Below are 21449 nucleotides of genomic sequence, written 5' to 3' on the forward strand. Positions count from 1 at the left end.
TTCAGCCGAGGATGAAATCACCGGCGCGCAGGGAAAGCGCGCTGTTGAGCAGGATCACGAGATCCGCAGCGCCGTCGCCATCGACATCGCCCTGGATCTCGGTCTTGCCGCCGGAGGTTTCAAAGCGTAGCTGCCCCGCCTTTTCGCCAAAATCCTTCGTGCCGATAAAGGTGAAGGGTTGGTTGCCGCTGGCAGCCTCGTTTGCGTCGATCGCGCTCAGGTCGATGCGGTCGCCCTGCTTGCGGCTGAAATCGAGGATCGTATCGGCGAATTCCTCGGTGCTGTCGGCGAAGCTGGTAAAGACGAAACGGTCGGCCCCGGCATTGCCGCGCAGCATGTCGGCGCCTTCCCCGCCGGTCAGCGTGTCACGCCCGCCACCGCCGGTCAGCGCATTGTCCTCGGCATCGCCGGTCAGCCGGTCGGCACCGCGACCGCCGGTCACATCCTCGATGTCGCGCAACAGGAAGGTGCCTTGAGCCGAACTTGCCTCACCCTTGGCCAAATCGACGGTCAGTGCCTTGGTGAAGGCCGAGAAATTGACCAGATCGCGGTCTTCATCCTCGGGGGTAGAGATGTTGCCGCCGCCGCCGATCACCACAAGGGACGTCGGATCGGCCTGCTGTTTCACCACCACCACATCGGCATCACGGCCCAGGGCCACGAAAGAGGCGCCGCCGCTGCCCAGCACAACCTTGTCGCTGCCGCGCCCGGCATTGATCACATCGGCATAATTCACGCCGGTGGTGATCTGGTCATTGCCGCGCCCGCTGTAGATGGCTGTCACCTCGCCGCTGGCACTGATCGTGTCATTGCCGGAGCCTGCATTCACATAGCCCGCACCGCCCGCGCCGATGCTGGCAAGGTTGTTGCCTTCACCCAGATCGACATACATCACGCCGCCAGCGCCGGTGTTCACACGGTCGTCACCTTCGCCGGTGGCGATAAATCCGGTCCAGTTGTTGCCTACGGTCACGCTGTCATTACCGATGCCGGTCGTGATGACCTGCACGGTGGTTTGCGACAGCTTCACCACATTGTTCCCTGCTGAGTCGAGACGGAGTGTCGCGATGAAACGGCCGGTGCCCGTGGCCGAGTCGTTGATCGTGACTGCCAGATCACCGCCCGCCTGAATGAGATTGGTGCCCCAGTTGCTGCTGCTGAGGCCGATTTTCACATTGGCGATACCGCTGCCGTCCGGCTTCCACAGTTCAAGCGCCCGGACATGCCGGTCGTCCGACCAGACATGATCATCCTCGCCGATGTTGAACGGCGATGAGCCGTTCAGTGTCAACGATATATTCCCGGATATGATACCCATTTGCACCTCCCATGCGCGTCATCAGGGCATCTAGCCACGGCGTCAGAGGTGTGAAAAGCGGAATCTCCGATGTCAGAATGTCAGCCGGATTTCGCCGTCGCGCATTTCGACCCCAAGGTTGCGGCCAAGACAGGACAGCGCGTCTGGCACGAGGGCGAAATGCACCTGTGCGGCGGTGACCTGATGGCGGGCCGCGGTATTTGACAGCACTTCCCAAAGGTCGGGCTCGATGCGCAGTTTTGGGCCGATCCCCCGGATCAGCCATCGGCTATCGCCACGTTCGATCACGATACGCCCGCCGTGTGTCATGGCGGTTTCAAGGCACATGATCAGCAGAAAAGCCAGCTTCACCTCGCGGCGGGGCAGATCCTGCGGCCCGTCCCAGTCGAAGGCCAGCCGCCCGCCGTTCGCCAGATCGGCCAGGAGGGATTGCACCTCGGGGCGGCCGATGCGCTGGTCGCCGGTCGAGGCGCCAAAGGCGATGCGGAAAAAGCGGATACGGGCATTGGCATGGCCCACGCTTTCGGCAATCAGCGCGATTTCCGGCCCCGGTGTGCCGCCATCCAGCATCAGAAGCTCCACCCCGTTGCCGATCGCACCAATCGGGCTGATAAGATCGTGGCAGATTCGAGAGCCCAGCAGGGCGCTCAGATCGGGGCGGTCTGGCATGGATGCTCCTGAAACGGATGGAGGGCAGGTAATCTAAATGCAACTGGGACTGAATGCACTGCTGGAACCCGGTATGCTGGTGCGCCACCCGCAGGAACCCGACTGGGGTTTGGGGCAGGTCCAGTCGAATATCGGAACCCGGATCACCGTGAACTTCGAACATCGCGGCAAGGTCGTGATCGACGGCAGCCGGATCAGCCTTCAGCGTGTATTCGATTGATATGATTTATCCTTGCGGATGAGTTCCCGCAACCATTGATTGATGCGTGCCTGACTGTCGCTTGCAAAGTCGCGCCCCAGCCCCTAAAGCCGGATCGCGCAGGACGGCCGAGGGAGGGCGCCGGATTGAAGACCGACGAAAGCCTGTTCGAGCTGCGTCTTGCCGCGGATGATCGTGACCTGCGCGCGGCCCAACGCCTGCGCTACGAGGTTTTTGTCGGCGAGATGGGCAGCGATGGCCCGCTGGTCGATCATGCGAACCGGCTGGAGCGTGACGATTTTGACGGTCTCTGCGATCATCTTCTGCTGATCGACCGCAGCCGCGACCCCGCCTTGCTGGAGGATGTGGTGGGGGTGTATCGCCTTCTGCCCGGCGACCGGCTGCCGCAGGGCCAGCATTTCTATTCCGAACAGGAATACGATCTTGGCCCCTTGCTGGGCTGCGGGCGGAAGCTTCTGGAACTGGGCCGGTCCTGTGTTCATCCCGAGTATCGCGGCGGGCCAGCAATGATGCTTATGTGGAACAAGCTGGCCGAATATGTGCTGGATCGCGGTATCGAGCTGATGTTCGGCACGGCGAGCTTTCCGGGCACCGATCCGGCCGCCATCGCCGAGCCGCTGGCCTATCTGCACCGCAACCACCTCGCGCCCGAAAGTCTGCGGCCGGTCGCGCGGGCGCCGCACCGGCTGGAGATGGACCGTCTGCCAGCCGAGGCGGTGGACCGCCGCCGCGCCATGCAGGCGACGCCCGCGCTGATCAAAGCCTATCTGCGGCTGGGCGGCTGCGTCGGGGATGGCGCATGGATCGACCATGAATTCAACACCATCGACGTTCTTCTTGTGATGGACACCACACAGATGTCGTCGCGTCACCGCGATTACTATACCCGTCGTCGCGGGGACGAGACATGAGTGACTGGCAGGAGGCGCGACTGCCCGTCCGGCGCATCGGGCCTTTCGGCTGGCTTCTGGTCGGGTTGCGGGGGCTGATGCTGGGGGCGGTGACTTACGGCAGTCTCGGGGTGTTCCTGTTGCTGCGGCTGGTGGAGAAACCTCTGTTCGGCCTGCACCGGCCCGTCACACCCTGGATCACGCAGTTCGTCTGCCGCGCGGGGTTGGCGATCATGGGCTTCGGCTACCGCGTTACCGGGAAACCGATGCAGGGGCAGGGTGCCATCGTCGCCAATCATGTCGGCTGGCTGGACATCTTCACCCTCAACGCCGCCGACCGGGTGTATTTCGTCTCCAAGGACGATGTGGCGAACTGGCCGGGCATCGGCATTCTTGCCCGCGCCACCGGCACCATGTTCATCAACCGTCGACCGGCCGAAGCCAAGACCCAGCAGGCGATGATGGAGGCACGGCTGCGCGCGGGGCACCGGCTGTTGTTCTTCCCCGAAGGCACCTCGACCGATGCGATCCGGGTTCTGCCCTTCAAGACGCCGCTGTTTCAGGCTTTTTTCACGCATGGGATGGACCGCGTGCTGCATATCCAGCCGGTCACCGTGGTTTATCACGCGCCCAAGGGCCGCGACCCGCGCTATTACGGCTGGTGGGGCGACATGAGTTTCGCGGGCCACCTGATCGACGTGCTGGCGACCCCGCACCAAGGCAGGGTGCAGGTGATCTTTCACCCCCCCGTGCCGGTCGATGCCTTTGCAGATCGCAAGCAGCTTGCGGCCTATTGCGAAAGGGTGATCCGCACCGCGCATCCGCTGGCGGATCGTGCGGGGTGAGGTCGGTTTCTCGCCCGATGGGCTATTGATCAAATCGCGGCTCTGGCCCATGTTCCGCCAGATGACGGAGGGTGCAGCCATGGAAGACACGACGCAGGGCCGGGGCGAGGCGCGGAAAATTCCGACGCATGAGCTCACCTATCTGCGGCTGCGCGACATGGTGCTGTATGGCGTGCTGCTGCCCGGTCAGCCGGTAACGATTCAGGGTCTGATCCGCGATCTGGACGCGGGCATGACCCCTGTGCGCGAAGCGATCCGCCGCCTGACCGCCGAAGGGGCGCTGGCGCTTCAGGACAACCGCCGCGTCACCGTGCCGCGGATGACGCCTGATCTGTTCGGACAGCTTGTCCACGCTCGTCTGGCGATCGAGCCGAAACTGGCCGAACTGGCCGCGCCCCGGCTGACGCCCGAACGCATCGCCCGGCTGGAGGCCATCGACGCGCTGATCGAACCGGCGATCCGCGCCGGCGACGTGCAGGAATATCTGCGCCAGAACCACGCTTTCCACTTCACCCTGTATGAAGCGGCGGATGCGACGGTGCTGGAAGACATCGCCCGTTCGCTGTGGCTGCGCTTCGGGCCGTCGCTGCGGGCAGTGCTGGGCCGGTATATCGAGAATGGCCTGCCGGACCGCCATGCGGATGCCCTTGCCGCGATGAAGGCGGGCGATGCGCAGGCGCTGGCCGAGGCGATCCGCCTCGACCTGACGCAAGGGGTGGAGCAGGTGCGCGAAGCGCTGGCCGACAACGCCTGAAGCTCAGGCGGCCTGCGCTGCCCCGGCCCGCAGCAGCATCCCGAACAGGTCGCGCGGATCATCCGGGTCGGCAATCATGTCGAGGTTCTGATAAAGGCCGGAATCCTTCAGCCGTGAATGCACATAGCGCAGCGCGCTGAAATCCTCGATGGCGAAGCCCACGCTGTCGAACAGCGTGATCTGCCGCGCGTCGCTGCGCCCCTCGGCTTGCCCGGCGATGACCTGCCAGAGCTCGGTCACCGGGTGATCGGCCTCAAGCTGCTGGATCTCGCCCTCGATACGGGTCTGCGGCGGGTATTCGACAAAGATGCCCGACCGCAGCAGGATGTCACGGTGCAATTCGGTCTTGCCGGGGCAATCGCCGCCGACCGCATTGATATGCACACCGCTGCCCACCATATTGTCGGTCAGAATGGTGGCATATTGCTTGTCGGCGGTGCAGGTGGTCACGATCTGCGCGCCCTCCATCGCCTGCTCGGCGCTGTTGCAGGACACGACGTTCAGCCCGCGCCCGGCGAGATTGCGCGCGCATTTCGCGGTGGCGGCCGGGTCGATGTCGTAAAGCCGCACCTCGGCAATGCCGCAGACCGCCTTGAAGGCCAGCGCCTGAAACTCGGCCTGCGCGCCATTGCCGATCATCGCCATGACCCGCGTACCCTTTGGCGCCAGCCATTTCGCCGCCATCGCGCTGGTCGCGGCCGTGCGCAGCGCCGTCAGCAACGTCATTTCGCTGAGCATCAATGGATAGCCCGTCGCCACATCCGCCAAAAGCCCAAATGCCGTAACGGTTTGAAGGCCTTTCTTCATGTTCGACGGATGGCCGTTCACATATTTGAACCCATAGGTCTCGCCATCCGAGGTCGGCATCAACTCGATCACGCCCACTTCGGAATGGCTGGCCACGCGCGGGGTCTTGTCGAACAGCGGCCAGCGCAGGAAATCAGCCTCGATCTCGGCCGCAAGCTCGGTCATCATGCGTTCGACGCCGATGTGAAGAACAAGCTTCATCATATTGTCAACGCTGACAAAAGGCACAAGGGCGTGGCGGGAGGGGGCGGTCATGTCATCTCTCTCAGGTAAAGCTGCGGGTCGGACGGTCGAACACCTTGCGGCCCATCAGGCTGCCCACCAGATCGACCATCAGCTTGGCAGTGCGGCCCCGGTCATCAAGGAAGGGGTTCAGTTCCACGAGGTCGAGCGAGGTCACCAGCCCGGATTCGTGCAGAAGCTCCATCACCAGATGCGCCTCGCGGAAGGTGGTGCCGCCCGGAACGGTGGTGCCGACCGCAGGCGCGATGGACGGGTCGAGGAAATCGACATCCAGGCTTACATGCAGCATCCCGCCCGCCTCGCGCACTTTGGTCAGGAAACTGCGCAACGGGGCCACGATGCCATGCTCATCCAGCACCCGCATATCATTGATCGCGATGTCATGCTCCAGCAGCGCCGCATGTTCCGCCGGATCGACCGAGCGGATGCCGTAAAGACAGATGCGGTCCGCCGGGATCGGGGCCGGGAAGGGTGGAAAAGCCTCGAACCCGTCGCGCCCCGCGATATAGGCGACGGGCGTGCCATGCAGATTGCCGCTGGTGGTGGTCATCGGCGTGTGGAAATCCGAATGCGCATCCAGCCACAAAAGGAACAGCGGCCGCCCGGACCGGCGCGCATGGGCCGCTGCGCCGGATACCGACCCCAGCGCCAGCGAATGATCGCCACCCAGAATCACCGGCATCGCGCCTTCGGACAGCGCGTCATCCACCCGATCTGCCAGAACTTCGGTCCAGCCCAGCGTCTCGGGCAGTTGATCCACCGCCGGATTGGCGCAGGTCACGGCGCGCAGATCGGGCAGCGCAACGTCGCCCCAGTCTTCGACCCCGTGACCGAGATCACGGATCGCCGCAGCGATCCCTGCCACGCGATAGGCGGCGGGGCCCATCAGACAACCGGGGCGGCGCTGGCCGGAATCGACGGGCGCGCCGATCAGAATGGTCCGTGTCATGGCAAATCTCCTGTTCCGACAAACATGTTTTCACTTTGCGGCGGCTTCCAGCGGCATTATGAGCATTATGCGCGCAGAATTCAGCGGGATGAAAAGGAAAACCGTCGAAATGGACGAAATCGACCAGCGCCTGATCGCCGAACTGCGCCGGGACGGCCGTGCGGCGCTTTCCGATCTTGCGGATCGGCTCGCCCTCAGCCGCGCCACGGTGCGCGCCCGGATGGAGCGGCTGACAGCACGCGGCGAGATCGCGGGCTTCACCGTGTTGACCCGCGCCGATGTCACCGCCGCCCCTGTGCGTGGACTTATGATGATCGGGATCGAGGGGCGCGGCGGCGAAAAGATCATGGCGCGCCTCGCGGGCCTGCCCGCCGTCATGGCGGTGCATTCGACAAACGGCAAATGGGATCTGATCGTGGAGCTTTCGACCCAGACCTTGCTGGAACTCGACGAGGTGATCCACCGCATCCGCAATATCGAAGGCGTCACCACATCCGAGACCAACCTTCTCCTCTCCACCCGCAAGGCGGGCCGACGCTGATTATTTTCTGTCCACAAATATCCCGGGGGAATCGCGCGGCACGCGCGATGGGGGCTGGCCCCCAAATCTTTTCAACGAAAAGATTTACAAATTTCTTCAAAGAAATTTGGGCGCGCCGGTTGCGGCGGTTCGGCGCAGCCCCATGGCGGTGCGGGCACTCTTGTCCTATGATCCCGCCACAAGGGAGACGCGCATGATTACAGAACTTGGGCATTTTGCGCTGGTGCTGGCACTGGCAGTTGCCGTGGTGCAGGCCGTGGTGCCGCTGATCGGGGCGCAGAGGCGCTGGTCCGGCTGGATGGCGGTGGCCGATCCGGCGGCGGTGGTGCAGTTCGTTCTGATCGCGGTGGCCTTCGGGGCACTGACCTGGGCCTTCGTGACCTCGGATTTTTCGCTGCGTCTTGTGGTGCTGAACAGCCATACCGACAAGCCGATGCTTTACAAAGTCTCGGGCGTCTGGGGCAACCATGAGGGGTCGCTGCTGCTGTGGGTGCTGATCCTCGCGGCCTATGGCAGTGCCGCAGCACTGTTTGGCGGCAACCTTCCCGCGACGCTGAAAGCGCGGGTTCTGTCGGTGCAGGGGATGATCGGGGTGGCCTTCCTCGCGTTCCTTCTGTTCACCTCCAACCCCTTCCTGCGGATGGCCGAACCGCCGCTGAACGGCGACGACCTGAACCCGCTGCTGCAAGACCCCGGTCTCGCCTTCCATCCGCCCTTCCTTTACCTCGGCTATGTCGGGCTCAGCATGGCGTTCAGCTTTGCCGTCGCGGCGCTGATCGAGGGGCGGGTTGATGCCGCCTGGGCGCGCTGGGTCCGGCCCTGGACGCTGGCGGCCTGGATCTTCCTGACCATTGGCATCGCGCTGGGGTCGTGGTGGGCCTATTACGAGCTTGGCTGGGGCGGATTCTGGTTCTGGGATCCGGTGGAGAACGCCAGTTTCATGCCTTGGCTGTTTGCCGCGGCCCTGCTGCATTCCGCCATCGTTGTGGAAAAACGCGAAAGCCTGAAGGCATGGACGATCCTGCTGTCCATCCTCGCCTTCGGCTTCTCGCTGATTGGCACTTTCATCGTGCGCTCGGGTGTCATCACCTCGGTCCATGCCTTTGCCAATGACCCAGAACGTGGCGTGTTCATCCTCATGATCCTTGGTGTCTTCATGGGTGGCGCGCTGACGCTGTTCGCCGCCCGTGCCGGCGCGATGGAGGCGAAGGGCATCTTCGCCATGGTCAGCCGCGAAAGCGCGTTGGTGGTGAACAACCTGCTGCTGGCGGTGGCGGCTTTCGTGGTCTTTGTCGGCACGATCTGGCCCTTGGTGGCCGAGATGCTGTGGGACCGCAAGCTGAGCGTCGGCGCCCCGTTCTTTGACGCCGCCTTCTCGCCCTTCATGATCGGTCTGGCGGTGCTTTTGCCCATCGGCGCGATGATGCCGTGGAAGCGGGCCGAGGTCGGGCGGGTCATCCGGCAACTGATCCCCGCGCTGATCCTTGCCGTGGCCTGTGGCTTGCTGGCCTGGGCACTGGAGACGGGGCGTTCGGCGGTGGGGCCAGTAGCGGCGGCGCTTGGCGCCTGGCTGGTGTTCGGCGCGCTGACCGACCTTTGGGCGCGCACCGGGCGTGGTGCGGTTGGCGGCCGTCTGCAACGGCTTGGCCGTCTGCCGCGCGCCGACTGGGGCCGTGTGACCGCCCATGCCGGGCTGGGCGTTACCATGATTGCGGTCGGTGCGATGAACGCCTGGGCGACCGAGATCATCAAGGTCGTGCAGGTGGGCGAAAGCTTCCCGCTGCATGGTTATGAGGTGACGCTGAACAAGGTTGAACAGGTCGAGGGTCCGAACTACCTGTCCACCATGGCCGAGATGGCGGTGCGCCGCGAGGGGCGCGAAGTGGCGGTGCTTTATCCCGAAAAGCGCGTCTATCCGGTGCAGGCCATGCCGACCACAGAAGCCGCGCTGGATTACGGCTTTTTCCGTGACATCTATCTGGTGATCGGCGATCCGCAGGATAACGGCGGCTGGGCGATCCGGGGCTACTGGAAGCCACTGGCGAACTGGCTGTGGATTGGCGCCGCGCTGATGGCGCTGGGGGGGCTTCTGTCCCTTTCGGACCGCCGTTACCGCGTGGCGGCGGGGGCCGCCCGGCGCGCGGCAAACCCGGTCGCGGCGGAGTAACGCGATGCGCCTGATCCTTGCCCTGTGCCTGTCGCTTCTGGCCTTCCCCGCGCTGGCGGTCCAGCCGGACGAGGTGCTGCCCGATCCGGCGCTGGAGGCGCGCGCGCGCGCTGTCTCGCAACTGCTGCGCTGTCCGGTCTGTCAGGGCGAGAATATCGACGATTCCAACGCCGACATCAGCCGCGACCTGCGCCTTCTGGTGCGGGAACGGCTGGTAGCGGGCGACAGCGACGATGCGGTGATCGACTTCGTGGTGGATCGCTACGGCGAATTCGTGCTGTTCGAACCGCGCGCCACCGGCTCGAACCTCGTGCTCTGGCTGGCCGGGCCGGGGATGCTGCTCTTGGGTGGGATTGCCGCTTTCGCCTTCCTGCGCCGCCGCTCGAAACTGCCGACCGAAGCGCTGAGCGCCGAGGAAGAGGCTCGCCTGAAAGAGATTCTGAAAGAGTGACGCGCCGTTCCGCTTTTCCCGCGGTGCCCGGCGGCTAATCTGCCGGGCAAAGGAAAGGGAGGCAGAATTGGACCCGATCATTCTGGAAGAACAGGGCGGCATCGCCACGATCACGCTGAACCGGCCGCAGGTGATGAATGCCCTGTCGTCGGACCTGCGCAGGCAGATGCTTGCCGCAATCCGGCAGGCCGAATCCAGCGCCCGCGTCATTGTCTTTACCGGCGCCGGGCGGGCCTTCTGTTCCGGTCAGGACTTGGCCGATGCACAAGGCATGGGCACCGATGTCCCGTTCGAGAAGATCCTGAACGAGGAATATGTGCCGCTCCTCAACGCCATCTATGATTGCCCGGTGCCGACCATCGCTGCCGTCAATGGCGCGGCGGCGGGGGCGGGGGCCAATCTGGCGCTGGCGGCGGATGTGGTGATCGCGGCGGAAAGCGCGAGCTTCGTGCAGGCTTTCACCCGGATCGGCCTGATCCCGGATGCGGGTGGCACCTGGTGGCTGCCGCGCCAGATTGGCGCCGCGCGGGCCATGGGTGCCTGCCTCTTCGCCGACAAGGTGACGGCGCGGCAGGCTGAGGCCTGGGGCATGATCTATGAATGTGTCGCGGATGACGCCTTCGCAGCCCGCGTCGCGGAACGCGCGGCCCATCTGGCCAATGGTCCGACGGCGGCCTATCGCGCGCTGAAACAGGCGCTGCGCGGGTCGCTTTCGAATGATCTGCAAGCGCAACTGGCGCTGGAGGCCAAACTGCAAGAGGCCGCCGGCAAGACCGCCGATTTCCGTGAAGGCGTGGCCGCCTTCCTTGAAAAGCGCCCGCCACGCTTTACCGGGGCATGAAGAAACGGCTGCCCCGGTAAGGGGCAGCCGCCAATCGCTTAGGCGCCGCGCGACAGCGCTGCAACGCCGGTCCGCGCCACTTCCCGCAGACCCAGAGGCCGCATCAGCTCGGCGAAAGCGTCAATCTTCTCCGGCGTGCCGGTCATCTCGAACACAAAGCTTTCCAGCGTCGAATCAACCACATTTGCGCGGAAGATCTCGGCCAGACGCAGCGCCTCGATCCGTGCATCTCCTTTTCCGGCAACCTTCAGCAGTGCCAGCTCGCGTTGCACCGCCGGGCCTTCGACCGTCAGATCGTTCACCGCATGCACCGGCACCAGACGGCCCAGCTGCGCCTTGATCTGTTCGATAACCTGCGGCGTGCCGCGCGTGACGATGGTAATGCGGCTGCGGTGGCCGGTATGATCCACCTCCGCCACGGTCAGGCTGTCGATGTTGTAGCCACGGCCCGAAAACAACCCGATGACGCGGGCTAGAACCCCGCTTTCGTTATCGACAAGCACGGCCAGCGTATGGCTTTCGATCACCTCGGCATAGGGATCGCGCAGGTCATAGGCGGAATGGCTCGACGAGCCCTTGGTGATATTGAGCGCCGACATGGGGGCTCCCTTTCATTTTCTGTCTGAAAATATCCTCGGGGGGAAGGGGCGCGCTTGCGCGCCCCTGTCGGGGGGCAGACAGCCCCCCGCGCGACCTGTCACACCAGCACCGCGCCGCCAGCCTTGATCACGCCCTGCGTCTCGGCTTCGCCCAGCAGCATCTCGTTATGCGGCTTGCCCGACGGGATCATCGGGAAACAGTTCTCGTGCTTTTCGACCATACAGTCGAAGATCACCGGCCCATCGTAGCGGATCATTTCCATGATCGCGTCGTCCAGATCCTGCGGGTCCGAACATTTGATGCCCTTGCAGCCGAAGGCCTCGGCCAGTTTCACGAAATCGGGCAGGCTTTCCGACCAGGAATGGCTGTAGCGTTCACCATGCAGCAATTCCTGCCACTGCCGCACCATGCCGAGGCGTTCGTTGTTCAGGATGAACTGCTTCACAGGCGCGCGGAACTGCATTGCGGTGCCCATTTCCTGCATGTTCATCAGCCAGGACGCCTCGCCCGCCACGTTGATGACCAGCGCTTCCGGGTGGGCCATCTGCACCCCGATCGAGGCGGGCAGGCCGTAACCCATGGTCCCCAGACCGCCCGAGGTCATCCAGCGGTTCGGCGCCTCGAAGCCCAGGAACTGCGCCGCCCACATCTGGTGCTGGCCGACCTCGGTGGTGATGTAGCGATCCATCCCCTTGGTCAGCGCCTCCAGCCGTTGCAGCGCGTATTGCGGCTTGATGGTCTTTTCACTGTTCTTGTAGTCGAGACAGTTCACGGCCTTCCATTCCGTGATCTGTGCCCACCACTTCGCAAGGCCCTCCTTGTTCACCTTGCGGCCGCGCGATTTCCAGATCCGCAGCATATCCTCCAGCACATGCCCCACGTCGCCGACGATGGGCAGATCGACGCGGATCACCTTGTTGATCGACGAGGGGTCGATGTCGATATGCGCCTTCACCGAATGCGGGCTGAAATCGGCGACGCGGCCGGTGATGCGGTCGTCGAAACGGGCGCCGATGTTGATCATCAGGTCGCAGCCGTGCATCGCCAGATTGGCCTCGTAAAGCCCGTGCATCCCCAGCATGCCCAGCCAGTTCTTGCCGCTGGCCGGATAGGCGCCCAGACCCATCAGGGTCGAGGTGATGGGAAAGCCTGTCGCATCCACCAGTTCGCGCAAGAGCTGGCTCGCGGCGGTGCCCGAGTTGATGACGCCGCCACCGGTATAGAACACCGGGCGCTCGGCCTTTTCGATCAGTTCCACCAGCCGGGTGATGGCCTCGATGTCGCCCTTCACGCGCGGCTGGTAATGCGAGGTCTTGATCTTTTCGCGCGCCACATATTCGGCCTGGGCGAATTGCACATCCTTCGGAATGTCCACCAGCACCGGACCGGGGCGGCCCGAGGTCGCCACATGGAAGGCTGTATGAATGGTCTCCGCCAGTTTCGCGGTATCCTTCACCAGCCAGTTCATCTTGGTGCAGGGGCGGGTGATGCCCACGGTATCGGCTTCCTGAAAGCCATCGGTGCCGATCATGAAGGTCGGCACCTGACCCGAAAGCACCACCAGCGGGATCGAATCCAGCAGTGCATCGGTCAGCCCGGTCACCGCATTGGTGGCGCCGGGGCCCGAGGTCACCAGCACCACCCCCGGTTTCCCGGTGGAACGGGCATAGCCCTCGGCCATATGCACGGCGCCCTGTTCGTGGCGGACAAGGACGTGGCGAATGTCGTTTTGCAGGAAGAGTTCGTCATAGATCGGAAGCACGGCGCCGCCGGGGTAGCCGAATACGACCTCGACCCCCTGATCCTTCAGCGCCTTCACGATCATCTTTGCGCCCGTCATGGCGCTCGCATTCGCCTGAGTCATGTTCTCTTCCTTCTTGCCGCCTGCACGGCGGCTGGCACGTTCTTGCCGCGATATCGCGGCGGGCACTTCTTGCCGCTAAACCGCGGCGGGCACGGGTATGAAAAAGCCCCCGGAGTTTCCTCGGGGGGCGCATGGGGAACCGTGATGGTCTGCCGTTACCGGCCCATGCGCCCGATCCCTACGATGACGAGAAGCGACTTCATGTCGTAATCCCCAGTGGCTTGATTCAGTAGGCCGGACCTTATGGGCGTCGGCGGGGAGCGTCAATGGCAAAAAGTCATGAATTATGTCGCAGAGATGTAGAAACTTGAACTTTTGTTGCGGTGGTTTGTGCCGGGCTGCAATAAACGGAAAATGCATGCCGAAGTGCGAGCCGATTCGCCCGGTCTTCGCGCCTTTGCCCCCGGGATCGTCACACGGTCCACATATGCGGGCGGCGATTTCCCGACAGGGTGGCGACCCGTCCCGCGCGCCTTTGATCGCCATCCGCCGCACCGACAATGCTTTGAGCTTTAACGCATGAGACGAAAAGGGCCGCATCCTGCGGTCCCTTTTGCCGTGTAGGGGGGCGTCGCGCTGAGCGGCTGTGAGGAGAGGGCTGCGCAAACAGCAGCAAGCGAAAGAATGTCAGTTCTGCGCGGGAATTTGCTGCCGTTCGGGCTGCGGAGCCGAACGACGGCTCCGAGTATCTATGTTGATGATTGAGCGGGTCGCAGGTGATGCTTGTTGATAGCCGCTCTCATAGACCAGAGACTTACGGGCATTGCCACTACCAGCCCGACGATTCCTGCCCAGAAAGCTACAGCGTCAGCTTGTCCTAGCATTGCCCCGATAAACCCAACGATAAAGCCGGCAATAAAACCAGCTACCGCTGCACCCAGAACTCCTCGCCAAATCATACTCCACCATATGGGCAATACTTCTCCGTAAGTCATGAATTTTCCTTAATAACAACTCTGAAGCCGACTTTGGCTGCCTTGCAGAAGAATTGCAATATGGGCTCCGGGCGGACATGCTGTGTCGCGCTTTACAGTTCGCGCCTGCACCATTTACCGCGACGGGCTGGCCTTGCCTTTGCAGCCGATCTCATCGCCGCTCCAGCAGATCCCAGCGGTTGCCGAAAGGATCGCGCCAGACCGCAACAGTGCCGTAAGGTTCGGCGCGCGGGGCGTCCTCGAAGATGGCGCCTGCGGCCAGAAGGGCGGCGTGGTCGCGGGCAAAATCGCCAGTCTCCAGAAACAGCCAGACCCGTCCGGCGCCCTGCCTGCCGATCGCGGCGCGCTGTTCCTCCGTGTCGGCGCGGGCCAGCACCAATACCGGGCCGCCGCCGGGCGGCGCGACGGTGATCCAGCGTTTGCGGCCCTGATCGACATCCTCGATCAGCCGGAAGCCGAGCCTGTGGACATAGAATTCCAGCCCCGCCGCGTAATCCGGCACGATCAGCGCCAGCGCGGCGATGCGCGCATCCGAAAGCGGTGCGCTCATTCGTGGTGGGGGCGGGCTTCGGGCAGGGCGATGCGCGCCACCTGTTCGGCGATCGGGTCGACGGACAGCGGGTGCAGTTCCGCCGTGTGATCCTCGGGGCTGCCGATGTCCTGCCACTGGCCAGCTTTGTAAAGCTCCAGCGCGGCAAAATTGGCCTTGTAGCCCATCTTTCGGCTGCCCGGCACCCAATAGCCAAGGTAGACGTAAGGCAACCCGGCCTCGCGTGCGATCTCGATATGGTCAAGGATGAGATAGGTGCCAAGGCTCTGCGCCGTCAGCGCGGGGTCGTAGAAGCTGTAGACCATGCTCAGCCCGTCATCGAACACATCGGTCAGACAGACAGCCGCCAGCGGCCGGGCGCGGCTGCCATCCCCGGCGGGGCGGGTATATTCGATGACACGCGACCGGATCGGGGTTTCCTCGATCATCGCGGCGAATTCGAAGATGTCCATGTCGGCCATGCCGCCATCGGCGTGGCGATGATCCAGGTAACGGCGGAACAGCGTGAACTGATCCTCGGTCGCCCATGGGCTTGTGGCGTTGCGGCGCAGATGCAGGTTGCGGCGCAGGATCTTGCGTTGCGTGCGGTTCGGTTCGAAATCCGCGACACGGATCCGGGCCGAGAGGCAGGCCGAACATTCGGCGCAGGAGGGGCGGTAAAGCACGTTCTGGCTGCGCCGGAACCCCTGCTTGGACAGCGCATCGTTCAGCCGCTGCGCGTGTTCGCCCTGAAGGGCGGTGAACAGCTTGCGCTCCATCCGCCCGTCCAGATAGGGACAGGCCTGCGGAGCCGTCACATAGAACTGCGGCGCGATGGGGACCGTGTGGCGCATCTTTGCGGGTGGGGTGTCCGGTTGCGGGGTGGGAAGAGGTGTCTCGCGCCGAAGCCTAGCAAGCCCGCGCCCGCTCGCCAAGACCGGATTGCGACATGGGAAAAGCCGGGCGGAGGCCCGGCTTTGTCAGGGATGCGCGCCAATCAGCGCGGGCGGTTGATCGCCACTGTGCCCAGCACATGATCGCTCAGCCCCTGACCGCGGGAGGAGGTCGCCATCAAGAAGACTGACAGCACCTGAACCAGCAGCGTGCCGATGGACAGCGTATAGCCCAGCGTATGCAGGAAGGCATGGGCGAAATCGAATTTCTCGCCGTTGCGGGTCAGGAAGGTGATGTTCATCAGCCGCATGCCCGGCGTGGCCGAAGCCGAGGCCAGCGTCAGCACCCGATAGGCAAAGCTGACACAAAGATACAGCAGCGGCAGGAAGAACAGCGCCGTGAAGGCGGTGAAGGGCACGATCATCGCGGTGATGATCGCAGTCAGGATCACATCCACCACCCAGGCAAAGCCTCGCTTCATCGTCACGCCCTCATAAAATTCGGCGTGGCGTTCGGGGTCGGGCAGGAAGTGATCTTCGCTGTTGGCATACATCGGCGTCGGTCCTTGGTTCGGGCCTCGGTTCGGGGAAGGGGCGGGGGCCGAAGCCCCCGTCCTGTGGATCAATAGGCGCCGGGCGCTGCCGGTTCCTCGGCTTTCGGTTCGGCGGCACGGCGGGCGCGTTCATCCATGAAGCTGTCGAATTCCTGCTTGTCCTTGGCTTCGCGCAGGCGTTGCAGGAAGCTTTCGAAAGCCTCTTGCTCGGTTTCCAGCCGTTTCAGCGTCTCGGCCTTGTAGGCGTCGAAGGCGGTATTGCCCGAGCTGCGGAAGGCGGCATGGTCATGGTGATGGCGGCGGTGGCGGCAGAACATGGTGTCATCCTTTCGGTCGGAGTAGCTGGAGGATTTGAACTTGCCGGCGAAGATCATGTAGGCCAGCAGCGCGAGGCCCACGGGCCAGACGAAGATGAAGCCCAGCACCATGGCGGCGATCCAGGCGAGCTTGCCGCGCTGGTCCAGCCAGCCTTCGGCGCGGCGGAAGATGTTGGTGGGGCCGCTCGGCACGGCGGTGGAGGTGGCGTAGGACATGGCGGTCTCCCGGTTGCGTTGGATGTGAATTGCTTTCACATGATCCGAGATGCGCATGGGATGCCCCCGCTTCAAGGGCTGATGTGAAAGATTTTCACATTTTTCTCTGACGCAGGGGAGGCTGGGTCGCCAAGTGCTTAATGCGGCAGGCTTTTCGACATCAGATTGATGACCGCGACCCCGGCGATGATCAGTCCGAGCCCGGTCAGGGCCCAGAAATCGAGGCTCTGGCGAAGGAAAACCACCGAAACGGCAGCGATCAGCACGATGCCCATGCCGCTCCAGATCGCATAGACGATGCCGACGGGCAGAACGCGCACCGCCAGTGACAGGCAATAGAATGACACGCCATAGCACAGCGCCATGATGATGGTCGGCAGGGGCCGGGTGAATTGCTGTGTCGCATTCAGAAGCGAGGTGCCGATGACCTCCAGCGCGATGGCAAAGCCGAGGATGGCATAGGTGGCGGGCAGGGTCATGGCGCGTCCTTCCGGGTGCGGGCAAGAAGATGGGCAAACAGCGCCTCCGGTCCCGGCGGCACGGGGACCGACCCGAAGACGCGTGACATCCAGTAGCCGTCGGCCGCCAGCCGCACCGCTACCAGCGCGGTGTCGCTGTCCGTGTCGGCATGAACCGCCATTTGCGCGGCAATCCAATCGCGCCACAGCCCGGCCAGTGCCGTATCGGCAAGGCTGCGCAGCGAGGGCGTGGCCCAGGGGCTGTGCGAGTTCGCCGGGTGGAAGATGCAGTGCAGATAGGCGCGGGTCAGCGCGCCGAAGCCGCCCGCACCCGCCCCCAGCGCTGCCTGAAACTCGGCGTCGATCCGGGCAAGGATTTCTGCCGCCACCGCCTCGACCAGCCCCTGACGGTTGCCGAAATGGTGAAAAACCGCGCCCTTGGTGACGGCGGCTTCAGCCGAAACCGCAGGCAGGGCCAGCGTCGCTAGCCCCTCGGCCAGCGCCAGCCGCACGCCTGCGTCCAGCAGGGCCTGCCTTGTGGCCTCGGGCGTTTTCGGGCGGCGATGGGCGTCTGACATGGCGGGGCATCCGGGGAATTTCCCGGAAAGATACCGAAGGGTATGTTTTCGTCAAGCCGTGAAATCGGCCAGATCGGCGCCGGTGATGCGTAGCAGATCGCCCGGCGCGATGGGGAAGATGTGGCGCGGGGTGCCCGCCGCCGCCCAGACCTGCGCGAAATCCATCAGGCGTGGATCAAGGAATTCGGGGCTGGGCGTCAGATGCCCGACCGGGCTGACCCCGCCGATGGCAAAGCCCGTCACCGCGCGCACTTGCTGCGCATCGGCCCGACCCAGGGGCTCCCCGGCGAGGGCCGACGCCTTAACCGCGTCGATCCGGTTGCCGCCCGCCGTCAGGAACAGGTAAAGCCGCCCCGAACCTTCGCCCCGGAACAGGATGGATTTCACGATCTGGTCCAGCGCGCAGCCCGCCGCCGCGGCCGCCTGTTCGGCGGTGCGGGTTTCTGCGGGCATCTCGACCGGGCGGGCAGCGACCCCGGCGGCCTCCAGCGCGGCGGTGACACGGGCAAGGCTTTTCGACATCGGCACATCCTTCGCAGGGCACGGGGCGGAATACGGCCATTCCCGGCGCGGCGGGTCAAGGGGGCGCAGGGTCGGTTCCGCCCGTTGACGCGGGCGTGGCCGGGCGCCATGGTCGCGGCATGACACAGACGCATTTCGCCGCCCGCCTGACCCGCTCTCCCATCGCTTTCGACCCCGAGGCCGGGGCGGATGCCGCCGCGAATTTCGCCGATCTTGCGCCCGAACTGCGCGGGTTGCTGGCCGGAACGGCGGGCTGCTCGCCCTATCTGAAAGGGCTGATGGGGCGCGAGGCCGAGTGGCTGCGCGCCGCGCTTGCCGGGGCGCCGGAAGCTGCCATCGAGGCAGTGCTGGAGGGGCTGGACGAGGTGCCGCTGGACGGTCTGGGCAGCGCCTTGCGGCAGGCCAAGCGGCGGGTGGCGCTGCTGACCGGGTTGGCCGATCTGGGCGGCGTCTGGCCGCTGGAGACGGTGACCGGCGCGCTTTCGGCGCTGGCCGACCGGGCGGTGGACCTCAGCCTCAGGCGGCTGGTCGCGGATGAAATCCGTCGCGGCAAACTGCCCGGTCAGCGTCCCGAGGATGCTGAAACCGCCGCCGGGATGGTGGTGCTGGCCATGGGCAAGGGCGGCGCGGGCGAGCTGAATTACTCGTCCGACATCGACCTCGTGTGTCTGTTCGATCAGGACCGCTATGGCGAAGACTGGCAGGAGGCGCGGATGGGTTTCATCCGCGTGACCCGCAAAATGGCGGCACTGCTGTCCGACATCACGGCCGAGGGCTATGTCTTCCGCACCGACCTGCGGCTGCGGCCCGACGCAGCGGTGACGCCGGTTTGTATTTCGATGGCAGCGGCCGAAGCCTATTACGAGGCGCAGGGCCGCACCTGGGAACGCGCGGCCTATATCAAGGCGCGGCCCGCGGGCGGTGATCTGGCGGCGGGGGAGCGGTTCCTCAAGGCCTTGGTGCCCTTCGTCTGGCGCAAGCATCTGGATTTTGCGGCAATTCAGGATGCACATGACATGCGGCTGCGCATCCGCGATCATCGCGGGCTTCACGGCCCCATCTCGATCGAGGGGCATAACATGAAGCTCGGCCCCGGCGGCATCCGCGAGATCGAGTTCTTCACTCAGACCCGGCAATTGATCGCAGGGGGGCGCGACCCGTCCTTGCGCGACCGGACCACGGTGGGCGGGCTTGCCGCACTGGCGGCGGCGGGCTGGGTGCCGGGCGCGGTTACGGAGGAGCTGACCGCGCTTTACCGCGCGCATCGGGAAATCGAGCACCGCTTGCAGATGGTCGCCGATGCCCAGACCCATGACATGCCGAACAGCGCCGAGGGCGTCGCGCGCATCGCGGCCTTCTGCGGCGAGGGTGATGTGGCGGCCTTCCGGGCGGCGCTGAAGGCGCGGCTGGAGCGGACCGAGGCGCTGACCGAGGGCTTCTTCGCCCCCGGCGCCGCCGAGGAAGGGCCTGAGCTTTCGGACAGCGCGCGCGAGATCGTCGATGGCTGGCGGGCCTATCCGGCGCTGCGGTCGGAACGCGCGGTGCGCATCTTCAAGCGCCTGCGCCCCACGCTGCTGCGGGCGCTGCAAAAGGCGGCAAACCCGGACGAGGCGCTGCTGGCCTTTGACGGGTTCCTGAAGGGGCTGCCCGCAGGGGTGCAGCTTTTCGCGCTGTTTGACGCCAATCCGGTGCTGGTCGATCTGATCGTGGACATTGCGGGCACGACGCCCGCGCTGGCGCGTTACCTCAGCCGCAACGCCGGGGTGCTGGATGCTGTGATCGGCGGCAGCTTCTGGGCGCCTTGGCCCGGCACGGCGGAATTGCGCGCCAACCTGACCGCAACGCTGGCCGAGGTCGCGGATTACGAGGCGAAGCTGGATACCGCACGGCGCTGGATGAAGGAATGGCACTTCCGCATCGGCGTGCATCATCTGCGCGGGCTGATCGACGCTTTCGAGGCCGGGAAAAGCTATGCCGATCTGGCGGATGCCATCGTCGGTGCGATTTGGCCGGTGGTCAGCGCCGAGTTCACCCGCAAGCACGGGCCTGCGCCGGGGCGCGGCGCGGTAGTGCTGGGCATGGGCAGCCTTGGGGCCGGGCGGCTGAATGCGGGGTCAGACCTTGACCTGATCGTCATCTATGATGCGCAGGGGGCCGAGACCAGCGAGGGGCCGAAGCCGCTGGCAACCCGGCCCTACTTTGCGCGGCTGACGCAGGCCATGGTGACGGCGCTGACCGCCCAGATGCCGGAAGGGCGGCTTTACGAAGTCGATATGCGGCTGCGCCCCTCGGGGCGGCAGGGGCCGGTGGCCACGTCGCTCACCAGTTTCCGCAACTACCAGATGGACGAGGCCTGGACATGGGAGCATCTGGCCCTGACCCGCGCGCGGGTGCTTGCGGGTGATCCGAACCTCGCCGCCGATCTTGAGGCCGTGCGGCGCGAGGTGCTGGCGGCCAAGGCGGGCGGCGACGGTGTGCTGGCCGACGTGGCCGAGATGCGCAAGCGCCTGCAAAGCGCCAAACCGCCCTCCGGCTCGTGGGAGGCGAAGAACGGCGCGGGCCGGTTGATGGATATCGAACTGCTGGCCCAGACCGCCTGCCTGCGCGTGGCCGATCCGGCGCGGCGCGTGGAACAGCAACTGCGTGCGGGCGTAAAGCGCGGTTTCCTGTCGGTTTCCGACGAGCAGGTCTTGCTGGATGCCTACAGGCTTCTGTGGCGGTTGCAGGCGGGAACGCGGCTTCTGACCGACCGGACGCTGGACCTCGACACCGTGGGCGAAGGCGGGCGCGCCTTTCTGGTGCGCGAGACCGGGGCGGCAGACGGCGCGGATCTGTCGGCGCGGCTGGAGGCGGCGGTTGCCGCGGCGACGGCAGTGATCGACGCGCGGCTGGGAGAGACGACAGATGCAGCTTGAAGAAGCGGACCCCAAGGGGCTGATACGCGAAAGCTATAACATCGAGGGGATCACCGATGGCGAATGCCGGTCGATCTTCATCGATTGGGCGCTGAGCCTGCGCGCCGGCACCGAAACGCCCGAGGCGCTGACCGTGCTGCTGGCGCGCTATGGCGCGGCGGGTCATCCGATGACGGCGATCCTTGAGGCCGCGCGGACTGCGCCTGAGGCGCCGCGCCGACGTGGCGGCCGCATCGGCCGCATGGCGGGCTGATAGCCTCCGGCGATCTGTCGCGGTCGCCCGGCGCTTCGCCCGGCTCTGCCCGGTTGAACCTGCCCGCGTTTTCCGACATTTTGCGCCACGACAATTTCGCCGCCACCCGAAACAACGACA

23 protein-coding genes are annotated in these 21449 nt (G+C 64.9%); 10 read left to right on the plus strand and 13 right to left on the minus strand.

Annotated elements, in window-relative coordinates:
* Position 1: 1 nt before the first annotated feature.
* Positions 2-1318: a calcium-binding protein gene (locus D2N39_RS13235; RefSeq protein ID WP_147373491.1), complete on the minus strand. Its 1317-nt coding sequence runs from the start codon at positions 1316-1318 to the stop codon at positions 2-4.
* A gap of 72 nt (positions 1319-1390) precedes the next feature.
* The gene (locus tag D2N39_RS13240) at positions 1391-1987 is read right to left on the minus strand and encodes a histidine phosphotransferase family protein (protein ID WP_119135266.1); all 597 of its coding nucleotides are present in this window, start codon (positions 1985-1987) and stop codon (positions 1391-1393) included.
* Between the two features lie 37 nt (positions 1988-2024).
* On the opposite strand from D2N39_RS13240, the gene D2N39_RS13245 reads away from it, so the two are divergent.
* From D2N39_RS13245 to D2N39_RS13260, 4 genes are all read left to right on the plus strand, one after another.
* Complete coding sequence (locus D2N39_RS13245) at positions 2025-2207, plus strand: DUF3553 domain-containing protein (protein WP_119135267.1); 183 nt, start codon at positions 2025-2027, stop codon at positions 2205-2207.
* A gap of 125 nt (positions 2208-2332) precedes the next feature.
* Entirely contained in the window at positions 2333-3118 is a 786-nt protein-coding gene (locus D2N39_RS13250; RefSeq protein WP_119135268.1) for a GNAT family N-acetyltransferase, read from the plus strand.
* Positions 3115-3942 (plus strand): lysophospholipid acyltransferase family protein, encoded by an 828-nt coding sequence (locus D2N39_RS13255; RefSeq protein WP_119135269.1) that lies wholly within the window; start codon positions 3115-3117, stop codon positions 3940-3942. Before D2N39_RS13250 ends, D2N39_RS13255 begins: the two co-directional genes overlap by 4 nt.
* A gap of 79 nt (positions 3943-4021) precedes the next feature.
* Positions 4022-4696 carry a GntR family transcriptional regulator gene (locus D2N39_RS13260; protein WP_233557151.1) on the plus strand — a complete coding sequence of 225 codons (675 nt, stop codon included), beginning with the start codon at positions 4022-4024 and terminating at the stop codon, positions 4694-4696.
* Positions 4697-4699: 3 nt separating this feature from the next.
* On the opposite strand, the gene D2N39_RS13265 is transcribed toward D2N39_RS13260, so the two are convergent.
* A complete protein-coding gene (locus D2N39_RS13265; protein ID WP_119135270.1) occupies positions 4700-5758 on the minus strand; it encodes an ornithine cyclodeaminase in 1059 nt (352 codons plus the stop codon).
* Positions 5759-5768: 10 nt separating this feature from the next.
* On the minus strand, positions 5769-6695 hold the full coding sequence (gene rocF, locus D2N39_RS13270) for an arginase (protein ID WP_119135271.1): 927 nt from the start codon (positions 6693-6695) through the stop codon (positions 5769-5771).
* A 109-nt stretch (positions 6696-6804) separates the two neighbouring features.
* Between rocF and D2N39_RS13275 the strand changes: the two genes are divergently transcribed.
* From D2N39_RS13275 to D2N39_RS13290, 4 genes are all read left to right on the plus strand, one after another.
* Complete coding sequence (locus tag D2N39_RS13275; protein ID WP_119135408.1) at positions 6805-7236, plus strand: Lrp/AsnC family transcriptional regulator; 432 nt, start codon at positions 6805-6807, stop codon at positions 7234-7236.
* 193 nt (positions 7237-7429) lie between these two features.
* Positions 7430-9403 carry a heme lyase CcmF/NrfE family subunit gene (locus D2N39_RS13280; protein WP_119135272.1) on the plus strand — a complete coding sequence of 658 codons (1974 nt, stop codon included), beginning with the start codon at positions 7430-7432 and terminating at the stop codon, positions 9401-9403.
* 4 nt (positions 9404-9407) lie between these two features.
* Entirely contained in the window at positions 9408-9854 is a 447-nt protein-coding gene (locus tag D2N39_RS13285; RefSeq protein ID WP_119135273.1) for a cytochrome c-type biogenesis protein, read from the plus strand.
* Between the two features lie 67 nt (positions 9855-9921).
* Complete coding sequence (locus D2N39_RS13290) at positions 9922-10695, plus strand: enoyl-CoA hydratase-related protein (RefSeq protein WP_119135274.1); 774 nt, start codon at positions 9922-9924, stop codon at positions 10693-10695.
* A 38-nt stretch (positions 10696-10733) separates the two neighbouring features.
* On the opposite strand, the gene ilvN is transcribed toward D2N39_RS13290, so the two are convergent.
* The 9 genes from ilvN to D2N39_RS13335 all read right to left on the minus strand — a co-directional run bounded on the left by ilvN (position 10734) and on the right by D2N39_RS13335 (position 18161).
* Complete coding sequence (ilvN, locus tag D2N39_RS13295; RefSeq protein ID WP_054304456.1) at positions 10734-11294, minus strand: acetolactate synthase small subunit; 561 nt, start codon at positions 11292-11294, stop codon at positions 10734-10736.
* A 98-nt stretch (positions 11295-11392) separates the two neighbouring features.
* On the minus strand, positions 11393-13225 hold the full coding sequence (locus tag D2N39_RS13300) for an acetolactate synthase 3 large subunit (RefSeq protein ID WP_267899579.1): 1833 nt from the start codon (positions 13223-13225) through the stop codon (positions 11393-11395).
* Positions 13226-14245: 1020 nt separating this feature from the next.
* Positions 14246-14644, minus strand: coding sequence for a VOC family protein (locus D2N39_RS13305; protein ID WP_119135275.1), 399 nt, complete (start codon positions 14642-14644; stop codon positions 14246-14248).
* The gene (locus D2N39_RS13310) at positions 14641-15477 is read right to left on the minus strand and encodes an arginyltransferase (RefSeq protein WP_119135276.1); all 837 of its coding nucleotides are present in this window, start codon (positions 15475-15477) and stop codon (positions 14641-14643) included. Before D2N39_RS13310 ends, D2N39_RS13305 begins: the two co-directional genes overlap by 4 nt.
* Positions 15478-15620: 143 nt before the next feature.
* On the minus strand, positions 15621-16070 hold the full coding sequence (locus D2N39_RS13315) for an RDD family protein (RefSeq protein ID WP_119135277.1): 450 nt from the start codon (positions 16068-16070) through the stop codon (positions 15621-15623).
* 68 nt (positions 16071-16138) lie between these two features.
* Positions 16139-16603 (minus strand): DUF2852 domain-containing protein, encoded by a 465-nt coding sequence (locus tag D2N39_RS13320; protein WP_119135410.1) that lies wholly within the window; start codon positions 16601-16603, stop codon positions 16139-16141.
* A 137-nt stretch (positions 16604-16740) separates the two neighbouring features.
* Entirely contained in the window at positions 16741-17082 is a 342-nt protein-coding gene (locus D2N39_RS13325; protein WP_119135278.1) for a DMT family transporter, read from the minus strand.
* Positions 17079-17639: a TetR/AcrR family transcriptional regulator gene (locus D2N39_RS13330; protein WP_119135279.1), complete on the minus strand. Its 561-nt coding sequence runs from the start codon at positions 17637-17639 to the stop codon at positions 17079-17081. The genes D2N39_RS13325 and D2N39_RS13330 overlap by 4 nt, the downstream gene beginning before the upstream one ends.
* A gap of 51 nt (positions 17640-17690) precedes the next feature.
* Positions 17691-18161, minus strand: coding sequence for a YbaK/EbsC family protein (locus tag D2N39_RS13335; RefSeq protein ID WP_119135280.1), 471 nt, complete (start codon positions 18159-18161; stop codon positions 17691-17693).
* A gap of 119 nt (positions 18162-18280) precedes the next feature.
* Between D2N39_RS13335 and D2N39_RS13340 the strand changes: the two genes are divergently transcribed.
* Both D2N39_RS13340 and D2N39_RS13345 read left to right on the plus strand, forming a co-directional pair.
* Positions 18281-21076: a [protein-PII] uridylyltransferase family protein gene (locus D2N39_RS13340; RefSeq protein WP_119135281.1), complete on the plus strand. Its 2796-nt coding sequence runs from the start codon at positions 18281-18283 to the stop codon at positions 21074-21076.
* Positions 21066-21329, plus strand: coding sequence for a hypothetical protein (locus tag D2N39_RS13345; RefSeq protein ID WP_119135282.1), 264 nt, complete (start codon positions 21066-21068; stop codon positions 21327-21329). The genes D2N39_RS13340 and D2N39_RS13345 overlap by 11 nt, the downstream gene beginning before the upstream one ends.
* Positions 21330-21449 lie beyond the last annotated feature (120 nt).

The sequence above is a fragment of the Gemmobacter lutimaris genome, assembly GCF_003570715.1.
In the GTDB taxonomy this organism is placed as follows: Bacteria; Pseudomonadota; Alphaproteobacteria; order Rhodobacterales; family Rhodobacteraceae; genus Gemmobacter; species Gemmobacter lutimaris.